The sequence below is a fragment of the Gluconobacter cerinus genome (assembly GCF_025961355.1).
Classification (GTDB): Bacteria; Pseudomonadota; Alphaproteobacteria; order Acetobacterales; family Acetobacteraceae; genus Gluconobacter; species Gluconobacter cerinus.
In genome coordinates this window covers 1,962,501-1,975,375 of record NZ_JAOQNM010000001.1, presented here as the reverse complement: position 1 = coordinate 1,975,375, position 12,875 = coordinate 1,962,501, and the positions used below count along the sequence as shown (strand labels likewise).

The following is a 12,875-nucleotide window of genomic DNA, read 5'->3' as shown; positions in this document are numbered from 1 at the left end:
CTGTCAGACTGGAAGATCCCGGTTATCTGCCAGGGTTTCCATGGTCATGTATGAGGTGATGGCATCCAGCTCGACCTTGCTGATGATCTGCTGATAGACACGATCGAAATCGTTCATGTCGCATGCCACGACCTTGAGAAGATAATCATACTCACCGGCAATCCGGTAAAAATCAACGATGTTTGGGATCGAAACGACCACTCTGCGGAACGTTTCAAACCATTCGTGTGAATGATGACGCGTCCTCATCAGCACAAAGACCGTCAATGTCAGGCCAAGCGCCTGAGCATTGAGACGGACGGTATCGTGGCTGATGATCCCACTTTCCCGCAGGGCGTTCAGGCGCCTCCAGCAGGCATTCTGGGAAAGGCCGACCTGTTCGGCCAGTTCACGCTGGGACGGCGTCCCCTGCTTCTGGAGAATGCGAAGGATGGCACGGTCCGTTTGATCGATGATTCTGCTCATAATGATGTAAATGACAACAAAAAACCGGTTTTCGTCTACAAGAAAGAGACAGTTTCCTATCCGCCATTGAGATATTTTCCTCTGACGAGATCAGGTAAGAGGACAGGGCATCATGGAAACGATCGGCAGTCTCGACAACAGTGCAACAGCGCTTGAGCAATTTGAGAAAATGCTTCGTGCAGGTGGTCGTGACGCCCTCCGCAAGGGCGTCCTTGGAGACGGCACGAAGTTCATGAGCCCCTTTGGTGTTCAGTCGCTTCTTTATGCAGACTATGTTGCTTCAGGCCGTGCGCTTGTTCAGGTTGAGACATTCGTCATGAACGAAGTTCTTCCCTACTACGCCAACAGCCACACTGAAGCGTCTTTGTGCGGGGCATACATGACGCGGATGCGTAATGCGGCGCGTGATGCGATTGCTCGCCTTTGCCATGCCCCCAAGGATCGTTTCACGACCATTTTCATGGGCAACGGCGCGACGGCAGGCCTGAACCGTCTCGTACATCTGCTGGAAATCCCTGCCCGCTGCGCTGCTGGAAATCGCCCGATCATTTTCATTGGCCCGTACGAGCATCACTCCAACATCCTCCCCTGGCGGGAAAGTGGCGCCGAGATCATCGAGATCCCGGAAGCCGAGAATGGTGGTCCAGATCTTGCCATTCTTGAACAGGCATTGATCACCTGCGACGAAGGGCGCCTGAAAGTCGGCTCTTTCTCGGCAGCATCAAACGTCACCGGCATCATGACGGATGTAGATGCCGTAACGGAACTTCTGAAAAAGCACAGTGCTCTGGCGATCTGGGATTATGCGGGTGCCGCTCCGTATCTTCCAATCGACATGAAGTCCGGCACGCCTTTCGAAAAAGATGCCGTGGCGGTGTCCTGTCACAAGTTTATCGGTGGCCCGGCAGCCTCAGGCGTCCTGATCGTCCGCAATGACGTCGTGACGCGATGCGGCCCGGTTCTCCCAGGCGGAGGAACAGTACGGTTCGTTTCCCCTTGGAACCATGACTACACCACGAGCCTTGCGGCTCTCGAAGAGAGTGGAACACCCGATGTGGTGGGAGACATCCGCGCGGCACTGGCTTTTATCGTCAAGGACGTCATCGGCCAGACTTTCATGAGCGACCGCAATGCGGAGCTTCGCGCCCGCGCTGTTGCCCGTTGGAGCAAAAACCCGAATATCCGCATTCTTGGTCACGCCACAGCTGAAGCCCTGCCCATCTTCTCCTTCCAGGTCCGGGACGAAAGCACAGGTGGCTTCATCCACCAGCAGCTTTTCACGCGCATGCTGTCGGACCGCTATGGCATTCAGGTGCGTGGCGGATGCGCTTGTGCGGGACCGTATGCCCATCGCCTGCTCGACATTGACGAAGCGGCCTCGGATGCAATTCGTCAGGCCATTCTGTCTGGGCAGGAAATCGAGAAGCCCGGCTGGACACGGCTGAATTTCAGCGTGCTGATGGATGATGCCAAAGTCGAACGCATTCTCGATGCTGTCGATGATCTGGCGCTCGACCCGCATTCGGTCGCAGCCGCTTACGAATGCGACATCTCGACAGCCCGGTTCCGTCCAAAAGCGGCTGCTTAACCCGGACAGGGACGCTCTCTCGCCATCCCTTCATCTTCAAGCCAAAACGGGGCATCTTCCGGACAACAGCAGGAAGATGCTCCATGAAGACTTTGACCGCCGCCGAAACGCGAAAACTGCTTCCCTTTCCCGCTCTCGTGGAAACACTTCGGAGAGCAGCTCAGGACTATCATGCTGGACAGATTTTCTGCCCAGAACGCATGGTTGTGCCAACGCTTGATCGCTCCGGAACGGTCATGTTGATGGTTGCGTGTGCGCCTGATATTCTCACGACAAAACTTCTGACCCTTTATTCTGGCAACTCCGCACGCAGCCTTCCTGCTATTCAGGGGCAAGTCATGTGCATGGATGCTGTCGATGGGCAGTTTCTGTTCGCCTTGGATGGCGTTGCTACGACGGAGCGACGCACCGCTGCCATCTCCATGCTGGGGTTGGACTGCTTTCGCTCAGACACTCTGGAAACGGTTCTTCTCATTGGTACCGGCGTACAGGCCAAAGCTCATCTGGAAGCGCTGAATGTGCTTTATCCGGGCCTCACGGTTTACATTCGTGGCCGCTCCCGTGAGAGCGTAGCCGCGCTGACAAGAAGCGACGCATACCCCGCCTTGAGACTTCGCAATGATGACGAAGCCTGCGACCCGGATGTGGTCATCACCGTGACCAGCAGCCAAAGTGTTCTGTACGACGCACCACCAAAGTCTATGCGGTTGATTATTGGTGTGGGGGCTTATCGACCAGAAATGATTGAAATTGGTCCAGCCATCGTCAACGGAAGTACCTGTATCGTGGATGATCCCGTTGGTGCACCGTCAGAGGCGGGAGACATCATTCAGGCAGGGAAAGACTGGGAAGAGGTCCAACCTCTGGCTGCTTACCTATCCGGCGAAGAAAAACCGGAAGGTCCGGTATTTTTCAAGAGTGTCGGCTGTGCTGCGTGGGATCTGGCAGCGTGTCACCTCGCCCGGCAAACACTGGGCCTCTAGAAGGCGGCACCCCGTCCGAGAATACTGCTCGGACGGGATAAGCCGTCTTTACCAGAGATAGACCAGCTTCATGTAATACGCATTCGTCTCAGGCACGTTTCTGCCATCGACAGAATGAGAATACCGCCCGGTTAATGAGACGCGCTTGGAAATATTGACCATGGCGCCCACACCCAGTGCGACTTCACGCCCACTGGATTCACTGACCCAACTGTTGGCAGTGTTGTCCCGCATTCCGGCTGTGTTCTGCCAGTCGAATGCAAAGAACGGCTCAACAATCTTGCTCGCTTTCCAGCTGAAACGCAGGTTGGAATGAAAGACCGTCCCTGGCGAATAGCTGTGCTCGCCTGTCTTGTGCTTCGTGGATGCTACAATTGCACCCAGATCCCCATCGAAGCTGAAATGCTTCCATTCATAATCGAACATGAAGCTGGACAGGTTTGACCAGTAGCTCGGGGACAACGCATCCCGTGTGCCAACCGGCGTCTGCATGAAGGTCTGGATACCAAAGGTGCTGTGAGCATTCGGCTTGAACCAGACGGCAGGGCCCACGATTGTCGGACCAAGGCCACCGTAATCTTTGCCCTGAGCCAGAACGAAGCTTTCCGACTGAATGACTTCAAACGCAAAACCGACATGCGGCAGAGCGTCGAAGCTACGGAAGTGCACGTACTTCGTCATACCCGCCCAGGTGTGGCTTCCCCCAGTGGGCTGACGCCGGCCACCACTGTCATAAGTGTTTCCCGCGACATTCCCATCTCCGTACTGCACGAGCACGTTGAACGGTTTGAAATCGACCGGCAGATCGTATTCATGCGGGCCAATGATGGCCAGAGGAATATCAGCAGCATGTGCCGCAAGGGCTGGCAGGAGGGAGGAAGCGGGCAATAGAATGCTCAGGGCCCGGAGACACCCTCCGGACCAGATTTTGCGAACCATGACTTTTATTTCCGTAGAAGAAGAAACTGGAGCGCCTCCAGTAAAGAAAGCGCTCCAGCAGTAATAAGGCCAGATCAGTGCGCGGCTGCGCCCTGCTGTCCGTCAATCGTGTAAGCGATGATATAGTCACCGCTGCGGGTGCCAAGGCCCCCATGACCGCCAGCGGCGATCAAAACATACTGCTTCTCGCCGATTTGATAGGACATCGGGGTTGCCTGTCCGCCAGCCGGCAGACGGTCACGCCAGATGACCTTACCGGTCGAGACATCAAAGGCACGCAGGTAATCGTCAGCTGTCGCACCCATGAAGGATACGCCACCCTTGGTGATGACACTGCCACCGATGTTGTACATGCCGGTCGGAAGCGGAAGGTTGTTGTGCGTCCGGAAAGGACCGGTGTCGCGCGTCGTACCAACCGGGTGCTGCCAGACAATCTTCTTTGTCACCAGATCGATAGCGGTGATCGTACCCCAGACTGGCCCCTTGCAAGGGATCTGAAGCGGATTCAGCCACGGGCTGGTGTAAGCGATGTAAGGCGTACCATAGTCAGGAGAGACACTAAGCGCATCGCCCTTGGCTTCCGGCTTGTCACCCTTGCCATCCCACTTCGGCAGGATACCACTGGTTTCAGCGTGGTTACGCTTCTCCAGACGGATGCGGAACGGCAGGTAGCTGGCGTTGGCGATCAGCAGCTTGCGCTGCGGGTCGATGGACGCACCCTGCCAGTCAACCACACCATAGAATGCCGGATAGACGATGGTCGTCTTGCCAACATGCGGCGGCGTGAACTGACCTTCATAAGCGGACTGACGGAACTGGATGCGGCAGATCATCTGATCCAGCAGCGTCGCGCCCCACATGTCGCTTTCCTTCAGGTCAGGCGGCGTCAGAGACGGCAGACCAACAGCAAACGGCTGCGTCGGAGAAACATGGTCGTCTGCAGCAACGCCAGCAGTCGGAACCGGACGTTCCTCAACCGGGTAACCCGGAACAGGCTTGCCTGTGCGACGGTCTAGAACGAAGAACTCACCGCGCTTCGTGGTCTGGATCAGAGCCGGGACGGTTTCACCGTTCGGGCCTGGCAGATCAACCATCGACGGGCCAATGGCCAGATCCATGTCCCACAGATCGTGATGCACGGTCTGGAAGGTCCAGCGACGCTCACCAGTTTCGATATCGAGAGCAATCGTTGCGCTGGAGGTTGCGTCGTCGAACGGACGGCGTGAACCACCCCAGTTATCCGGCGGGGAGTTACCCATCGGCAGGTAAAGCAGGCCGAGGTTCTCATCTGCCGTGTAAACGCCCCATGCATTCGGGGTGTCACGCGTCAGCTCGTCGTTCGGGCTGGGCTTCCAGTTTTCCGGGTTGTGACCGGCATCCCAGGCCCACTCGATCTCACCGGAAATAGGGTTGAACGCACGGATTGCACCGGACGGCTCGAAGTTCGCCTGGTTATCAAAGATCCAGCCACCAAGAACCACACGATCCTTCACCACCAGCGGCGGAGACGTCACGAAGTGGAAGCCATGCGGCACATGACCAAGATACTGGCGCAGGGAGATGAAGCCGTGCTCGCCGAAGTCTTCACAGGGCTTGCCTGTTTCAGCATCGACAGCAAGAAGACGAACGTCACCAACCGGGGAGAAAATACGCTTCTGGCAGGCCTTGGAGCCATCAGGAGCGGTATAGTCGTCCGGAGCCTTGTAATAGGAGACGCCACGGCAGGCGAGATAGACGTTGGCAGCCAGATCTTCAGCGGCAGGCTTCGGATCGAACTTCCACTTCACCTTACCCGTTGCAGCATCAAGGGCCATGACCCAGTTATGCGGCGTGCAAAGGTAGAGCGTGTCATCAACCTTGATCGGGGTAACCTCGAGGTTGAACTCGTGGCCCTGATCCGGACCAGCCACAACGCCTTCGTCAGCCTTCTGGACGTCACCCGTCTGGGTAACCCAGGCGCGCTTCAGGTTGCTGATGTTGGCAGGCGTGATCTGACCCAACGGGCTGTAACGATCACCGCCGACCGTCCGGCCATAAGCAGGCCAGTCAGCTGCGGGCGTGCCCTTGCCGGTTTCGTCAACCTGGCCAGATGCAGCCATACGCTCGGCAGGGAGCGTGCCATTGATGGAATAGGAGGTGAAGCAGCTTGCAACGATCGCCACAACGGCGATGGCGGCAGAACCAGCCAGTTCCCGCTTATCCGCAGCCCAAGACGCATTCGAGCGCCAGACCCATGGCAGAAGCATCCAGCAGGCGATGCCGACCAGAGTGAACAGACGAACTTCCAGTCCCCAGATGTTGAAGCCGACTTCAACAACAGACCAGATCGTGGCAACCAGCAGCAGACCTGCATAAATACGGCCTGCCTGAGACGGGTTCTTCAGGCTGACGGCAGCCGCCGCAAGCATGACGAGACCAGCCAGCGCATAGAACCAGGACCCACCGAGCACGAGCAGGTAACCACCCCCACCCAGCAGGAACAGCCCAACAAGCGCGAGCAGGATAGAGGTTACTGGAGACAGCACCCTCTGGAGAGAAGAAGACATGACACCTCGTTTTTCAAAAATATGGAAAACCACTTTTTCTGAAATATTTTGTCTCTCTTAATCGCTTAAGGAGCAGGATATGATCCGTCCCCCATATGACTGTGCGAGGGCAGAAAACTGCTGCGCAGGTCTGTCCCTGCCGGCCGGATGATTGTCTTGAAAAGCTTGTTTCTCATCCATGCATCCAACCCCTCGCCAAGAGCGTTACAACAGAAAGGTGAGAGCTACCGGTGGACGAAACTTTCGTCTGAAAGATACGGGCACCAGTCAGTCACGCACTCTGACTGCCTTGTTCCTTCCACAACCCGCGCGACGCTATCCATGATCGAAGCTCTTTCACCCGATTGTGACTACATCGTCGCCACCTGTCGCAGTTCTGAGACACATCTGAAAATCGAGAGACACTCATGACCGGCATTACGCCACAAACCGGTCTGTCCGAGTCATGGATCCGGTGCTCCACCAGCTATAATCTTGATCCGGCAGAACGGTGGGAAACACGTCTTCTGAGCCAGCCGGAGTTGCGTTTTATCAGCAACCGCACGCGCCTCCTGATCCAGCATGCCCTGCCAGAAATGGAGCGCCTGCATACGATGGTGATGGCGCTCGGCTTTACCGTGATGCTGGCTGATGCAAACGGCGTTGTACTGTCACGCCAGACCAGCCGTGACGATCTGACAGGATGCCGTCGGTGGGGTTTTCAGGCTGGTGCACTCTGGGACGAAGCGAATGCCGGCACCAACAGCATCGGAACATGCCTTCAGGAAAAGAAGCCTGTCATGGTGCTTCAAAGCCAACACTGGCGGCTATGCTTCCGGGGCCTGACCGGCATTGCGGCCCCTCTTTATAATGCTAGTGGAAAACTGGCAGGTGTTCTGAACATCTGTTCCTTTGCGGGGAACGATATCCTTCCATTTGCAGGTCTGCTGATGGAGACCATGACGACCACAGCTCGTAAGATCGAAGAAAGGCTGTTCCGGGAATTTTTTCCCAACGAGACGATCATTACGCTGGGTCTGGCGACAGCGAGTTCAACACCGCTGGTTGCGCTGAATACTGATGGACATGTGCAAGGCGCCACGCATGCGAGCCGGGAACGCATGCACTGGCCGGAAGGCGAACTGGAGCACCTGCCTGCTCTGATGAACTTTCTGGACTCAGAAGATGAGCTGAGTTTCCGAAAAGCCGAGGTCCATGTCATCCGCTCAGCCCTAGCCACCACGCAGGGCAATGTCAGCGCAGCAGCTCGGACGCTTGGCATCAGCCGCTCTACGCTTCATCGCAAAATCAAGATGCTAAACCTCATGCCGTAAGCATGGAGTTTAGCTCGCAAATATCTCTTCGTACTCGGCAGGCTTGAAACCTACACACACGATCTTGCCCTCACGTTCCAGAACAGGTCGTTTGATCATGGAAGGTTGAGCAAGCATCAAGTTGATAGCTTTCTCCTGGGTCATATCTTCCTTTTGCTCTGGTGGCAGCTTGCGAAACGTCGTGCCAGCCTTGTTGAGCAATATCTCCCAACCAACCTGACCGACCCAGCCTTCAAGAACCGTCCTTGAGATCGCACTCTTCTTGTAGTCATGGAATGCGTAATCAATACCGTGATTAGTCAACCAGAGCTGGGCTCTTTTCATAGAGTCGCAGGCTTTGATGCCATACAATATGATCGAATTACTCATGCTATTTCCCTTAAGCTTGTGGTACCCGACCTAAAAATCTTTCGGCTGTCTGACAAATGACGAAATCAGGATTTACTGCATCCAAATAATCATAATCAATTTCAGGAGACCAAAAATGATGAAATTCTTTACAGAAGTGAGAAAACCACCATCCCAGGCAACATTGATCTAACCCAGATCCAAAAAATGAATTCCCGAAAGCCACAACTTTTAAGTCTAAGGGAGCCTGACTATTTCTCCAGACATTCCGTTGCCCATTGTGAGCTCCAGGCCGTGGAAGGATATTTTCTACTAATTTTCTAAAACGAGTCTCTTCACTCATCTCTGCTTCATAAATGACTTCTCTGACGCCATGACCAAAGAAACGATAACTCAAATCGCCTCCACTTATTCTTTGTCGAGAAAACTGAGGTGTCGGAAATGTTTGACCGAAAAATTTTTCGGAAATGGCATTAAATATAGCAAATGCTCCTAATGGCTGCAGATGAGTGTCAACCCTTTTATAAGCATCCTGAGTGTTTATATTTGAAAATATGTCAAGACAACTTATATATTCGTATATGTCGTTATCTTCTATGTTCTTTAAATAAGCTGTAGGACCAAAAAAATCTCCCACAAAATAATCCGGCATCGCGCTTACTTTTTCAGGAACAATTACCTGAATAAATTTATTACCTCGACGTAAAATTTTTTCTTTTCTTTCTCTAATCAGGCCTAACCACTTCTCCGAGATATCATGAGCTTCAGGGGCATTGTTATCCATCAGACAAAGCTCACGGAGTCGATTAGAACCTTCAGTCAGAAAAACATGTCCATCCTTCCCCAAAACGCATGAATTATCACCACTTACCAGACCTACTGGAAAGGAAAGAAAACTTAACCCTGACTGAATATTTTTATTATTCAATAGTAGAGTATTATTTAAAGATTCTAATGTAGAAAAAGATATTGGTATATCTTTATTATATGTTCCAAAAATTTCTTTTATTACATTACTTTTTACACCAAAACTAGAATTAATAAATGCGTTAATTGCATTTTTATTTTTAAATTCATTATAATATTTAAAGAAAATATTTTCATTATTCACTTCATTTAGCAATTTATATTTTTTTTGGTCATTTATTTTTTCTTTATTTTCAATTATTTTATTCAAACAAATGGTATTTCTTATAATTACGCTAAAAATATTTTTTAAAAATTCTATATCATTTGAGGAATTTATTATTTCAATACAGCCTGTATAATCTTCGATGATTTTATTTATTATAGAAATAACTTTATTTTCAGCATTAATGAAATTTTCTTTTTTCCTATAAAGAGAAAATTTTTCCCAATTTCTGTTTTCTGCTGCAAAATTATCAATAGTATTACTTGAATTTACAGCACGAAGATAATTTCCCGTTCGAATTTCTTGAAATGCACACACTCCAAACTCTTCATATGACTGAATATTTACAGAAATAAAATTTGGAATTACTTCAGAATTTGGGAATGAAAGATCTTTAACCGAAGGATCAGGTGAAAAAATTATTCCCGCATTAGGAAAATTGTGAAGTTCAATTAAAATAAGAGGGTATTCTTGACCCTCTCCTTGCATGAGCCGTCCAGTTGTAGGATCAGCAAAGACTTCTTTCCCATGATAACTTTCAAACGTATAGATTGAATACATTGCATTTTTCATTATTACCTCACCCTCTTCACATTCAAAAATAAACCTATAATTTCATATGCCAAATTTTTAATATTTTTTTCATTTTTGATGAATTAGACAGCTCAATAAAGGTTCTGACAGCTTATCCGAACTGGAAGAGAAGCGCTAGGAAGCGACCAAGGCGATTGTTCTCCCGCCGTCCGACAAGGGGCTACAAATCGATGTTGTGGGGATCTGGTCGGCCATCTGACGGTTGCGTCGGGTGAACAAACCAAAACCCCAGGCCGTTTCCGGACTAGGGTTCGTGATGCGTTCGCATCGCAAGTTCAGATGGTTGCGGGGGTAGGATTTGAACCTACGGCCTTCAGGTTATGAGCCTGACGAGCTACCGGGCTGCTCCACCCCGCGGTGGTATTGGTGATGTTGGTATTGTGGGAGTGGTGAGTGGGCTAGGGGACCTGGCGGCGACCGACTTTTCCGCACCTTGAGGTGCAGTATCATAGGCGCTGAGGGATTTCACGGCCGAGTTCGGGAAGGGATCGGGTGTAGGGCCCTCGCAATGGCCACCAGGTCTTCTAGCCCACCCAGTCTTTTTGAGAGTGGGTGGAGGTTGGTGTTTTATGAGTGTGGCTGATTTCTGTGCATGTGTTTGATGTGAGAAGTATGAGCGATTAGGACCGGTTAGCTGCATGCATTACTGCACTTTCACACCCGGCCTATCAACGTGATGGTCTGTCACGGCTCTATGAGACCTCGTTTTGAGGTGGGTTTCCCGCTTAGATGCTTTCAGCGGTTATCCCGTCCACACTTAGCTACCCGGCTGTGCCACTGGCGTGACAACCGGTGCACCAGAGGTATGTTCATCCCGGTCCTCTCGTACTAGGGACAAATCCTCTCAAGTCTCTTACACCCACGGCAGATAGGGACCGAACTGTCTCACGACGTTCTAAACCCAGCTCACGTACCACTTTAATCGGCGAACAGCCGAACCCTTGGGACCTGCTCCAGCCCCAGGATGTGATGAGCCGACATCGAGGTGCCAAACCTCCCCGTCGATGTGGACTCTTGGGGGAGATCAGCCTGTTATCCCTAGAGTACCTTTTATCCGTTGAGCGATGGCCCGTCCACGTGGGACCACCGGATCACTATGGCCGACTTTCGTCTCTGCTCGAACTGTCATTCTCGCAGTCAGGCGGGCTTATGCCATTGCACTCGACAGCCGGTTTCCGACCGGCCTGAGCCCACCATCGCGCGCCTCCGTTACACTTTGGGAGGCGACCGCCCCAGTCAAACTGCCCACCATGCAGGGTCCCGGACCAGGCTTACTGGTCTCGGTTAGACATCAGAAAAATTCAGGGTCGTATTTCAAGGGTGGCTCCACCGGTGCTGGCGCCCCGGCTTCAAAGCCTCCGACCTATCCTACACAGGATTTTCCTGATGCCACTGCAAAGCTGCAGTAAAGGTTCATAGGGTCTTTCCGTCTGACCGCGGGTACCCCGCATCTTCACGGGGAATTCAATTTCGCTGAGTCGATGCTGGAGACAGTGGGGAAGTCGTTACGCCATTCGTGCAGGTCGGAACTTACCCGACAAGGAATTTCGCTACCTTAGGACCGTTATAGTTACGGCCGCCGTTTACCGGGGCTTCAATTCAATGCTTGCACATCTCCTCTTAACCTTCCGGCACCGGGCAGGCGTCAGGCCCTATACGTCATCTCACGATTTCGCAGAGCCCTGTGTTTTTACTAAACAGTCGCTACCCCCTGGTCTGTGCCACCCAACCATGGTTGCCCACGATTGGGTCTCGTTTATCCCGAAGTTACACGAGCAATTTGCCTAGTTCCTTCAGCATCGTTCTCTCAAGCGCCTTGGTATTCTCTACCAGTCCACCTGTGTCGGTTTCGGGTACGGTCTATACGCCAGAGCTATTTCCTGGAATGGTCGAAAAGCCTGTTCAATCCGATAAGGACAGACAACATTTCTCATTCGTCACTTCTGGCAGGCCTAGGAATATTCACCTAGTTCCCATCGACTACGGCTCTCGCCCTCGCCTTAGGGGCCGGCTCACCCTGCGTGGATTAACCTTGCGCAGGAACCCTTGGACTTTCGGCGACAGTGTTTCTCGCACTGTTTGTCGCTACTCATGTCAGCATTCGCACTTCCGATATCTCCAGAGGGGGTCACCCCGCCTCCTTCGCAGACTTACGGAACGCTCCGCTACCGCGCATTCATAAGAATGCACCCACAGCTTCGGCACGTGGCTTGAGCCCCGTTACATTTTCGGCGCAGGGTTTCTAATAGACCAGTGAGCTATTACGCTTTCTTTAAAGGATGGCTGCTTCTAAGCCAACCTCCTGGTTGTTTTGGAATCCCCACATCCTTTCCCACTTAGCCACGATTTAGGGGCCTTAGCTGGTGGTCTGGGCTGTTTCCCTCTCGACAATGGACCTTAGCACCCACTGTCTGTCTGCCGGGCTATACTCCTGGGTATTCGGAGTTTGGTTAGGTTTGGTAAGGCTTTGGGCCCCCCTAGCCCATCCAGTGCTCTACCCCCCAGGGTAAACACCCGACGATCTACCTCAATAGATTTCGCGGAGAACCAGCTATCTCCGAGTTTGATTGGCCTTTCACCCCTAGCCACAGCTCATCCCCGACTTTTTCAACAGGCGTGGGTTCGGCCCTCCAGTGCGTGTTACCGCACCTTCAGCCTGGCCATGGCTAGATCACTCGGTTTCGGGTCTTCTGCCAGCAACTCATTCGCCCTATTCAGACTCGCTTTCGCTACGCCTACACCTAACGGCTTAAGCTCGCTGCAAACAGAAACTCGCTGACCCATTATACAAAAGGTACGCCGTCACCCCATAAGAGGCTCCGACTGCTTGTAGGCGTCCGGTTTCAGGTCTCTTTCACTCCCCTTATCGGGGTGCTTTTCACCTTTCCCTCACGGTACTTGTTCACTATCGGTCACTAAGGAGTATTTAGGCTTGGAGGGTGGTCCCCCCATGTTCAGACAGGGTTT

Annotated in this window: 8 protein-coding genes, 1 tRNA gene and 2 rRNA genes (1 of these 11 only partly in view); 3 read left to right on the top strand and 8 right to left on the bottom strand. The window is 52.5% G+C overall.

Going from position 1 to position 12,875, the window contains the following annotated elements:
- Positions 1-3 precede the first annotated feature (3 nt).
- Positions 4-465 (bottom strand): Lrp/AsnC family transcriptional regulator, encoded by a 462-nt coding sequence (locus tag M2305_RS09090; protein WP_086633959.1) that lies wholly within the window; start codon positions 463-465, stop codon positions 4-6.
- Positions 466-577: 112 nt separating this feature from the next.
- On the opposite strand from M2305_RS09090, the gene M2305_RS09085 reads away from it, so the two are divergent.
- The gene (locus tag M2305_RS09085) at positions 578-2,053 is read left to right on the top strand and encodes an aminotransferase class V-fold PLP-dependent enzyme (protein WP_264649172.1); all 1,476 of its coding nucleotides are present in this window, start codon (positions 578-580) and stop codon (positions 2,051-2,053) included.
- An 83-nt stretch (positions 2,054-2,136) separates the two neighbouring features.
- Positions 2,137-3,036: a delta(1)-pyrroline-2-carboxylate reductase family protein gene (locus M2305_RS09080; RefSeq protein WP_264649171.1), complete on the top strand. Its 900-nt coding sequence runs from the start codon at positions 2,137-2,139 to the stop codon at positions 3,034-3,036.
- A 48-nt stretch (positions 3,037-3,084) separates the two neighbouring features.
- Here M2305_RS09080 and M2305_RS09075 read toward each other — a convergent pair whose 3' ends face one another.
- Together M2305_RS09075 and M2305_RS09070 are read right to left on the bottom strand one after the other, a co-directional pair.
- On the bottom strand, positions 3,085-3,975 hold the full coding sequence (locus tag M2305_RS09075; protein WP_086633956.1) for a transporter: 891 nt from the start codon (positions 3,973-3,975) through the stop codon (positions 3,085-3,087).
- Positions 3,976-4,049: 74 nt separating this feature from the next.
- Entirely contained in the window at positions 4,050-6,521 is a 2,472-nt protein-coding gene (locus tag M2305_RS09070; RefSeq protein ID WP_264649170.1) for a membrane-bound PQQ-dependent dehydrogenase, glucose/quinate/shikimate family, read from the bottom strand.
- 407 nt (positions 6,522-6,928) lie between these two features.
- Here M2305_RS09070 and M2305_RS09065 point away from each other — a divergent pair, with 407 nt between their 5' ends.
- Positions 6,929-7,834: a helix-turn-helix domain-containing protein gene (locus M2305_RS09065; RefSeq protein WP_046900841.1), complete on the top strand. Its 906-nt coding sequence runs from the start codon at positions 6,929-6,931 to the stop codon at positions 7,832-7,834.
- A 9-nt stretch (positions 7,835-7,843) separates the two neighbouring features.
- Here the strand turns inward: M2305_RS09065 and M2305_RS09060 are convergent, their stop codons facing one another.
- The 5 genes from M2305_RS09060 to M2305_RS09035 all read right to left on the bottom strand — a co-directional run.
- Positions 7,844-8,203 carry an ArsC family reductase gene (locus tag M2305_RS09060; protein ID WP_264649169.1) on the bottom strand — a complete coding sequence of 120 codons (360 nt, stop codon included), beginning with the start codon at positions 8,201-8,203 and terminating at the stop codon, positions 7,844-7,846.
- A 10-nt stretch (positions 8,204-8,213) separates the two neighbouring features.
- Positions 8,214-9,887 carry a hypothetical protein gene (locus M2305_RS09055; protein WP_264649168.1) on the bottom strand — a complete coding sequence of 558 codons (1,674 nt, stop codon included), beginning with the start codon at positions 9,885-9,887 and terminating at the stop codon, positions 8,214-8,216.
- 301 nt (positions 9,888-10,188) lie between these two features.
- Positions 10,189-10,265, bottom strand: a tRNA-Met gene (locus M2305_RS09045).
- Positions 10,266-10,313: 48 nt separating this feature from the next.
- Positions 10,314-10,428, bottom strand: a 5S ribosomal RNA gene (gene rrf / locus M2305_RS09040).
- Between the two features lie 80 nt (positions 10,429-10,508).
- Positions 10,509-12,875 (bottom strand): 23S ribosomal RNA (locus M2305_RS09035) (it continues 370 nt past the right edge of the window).

Bases quoted from the DNA above. Each gene is read 5' to 3' on its own strand.
- M2305_RS09090 (WP_086633959.1), bottom strand. From the start codon at position 465: ATGAGCAGAATCATCGATCAAACGGACCGTGCCATCCTTCGCATTCTC.
- M2305_RS09085 (WP_264649172.1), top strand. From the start codon at position 578: ATGGAAACGATCGGCAGTCTCGACAACAGTGCAACAGCGCTTGAGCAA.
- M2305_RS09080 (WP_264649171.1), top strand. From the start codon at position 2,137: ATGAAGACTTTGACCGCCGCCGAAACGCGAAAACTGCTTCCCTTTCCC.
- M2305_RS09075 (WP_086633956.1), bottom strand. From the start codon at position 3,975: ATGGTTCGCAAAATCTGGTCCGGAGGGTGTCTCCGGGCCCTGAGCATT.
- M2305_RS09070 (WP_264649170.1), bottom strand. From the start codon at position 6,521: ATGTCTTCTTCTCTCCAGAGGGTGCTGTCTCCAGTAACCTCTATCCTG.
- M2305_RS09065 (WP_046900841.1), top strand. From the start codon at position 6,929: ATGACCGGCATTACGCCACAAACCGGTCTGTCCGAGTCATGGATCCGG.
- M2305_RS09060 (WP_264649169.1), bottom strand. From the start codon at position 8,203: ATGAGTAATTCGATCATATTGTATGGCATCAAAGCCTGCGACTCTATG.
- M2305_RS09055 (WP_264649168.1), bottom strand. From the start codon at position 9,887: ATGAAAAATGCAATGTATTCAATCTATACGTTTGAAAGTTATCATGGG.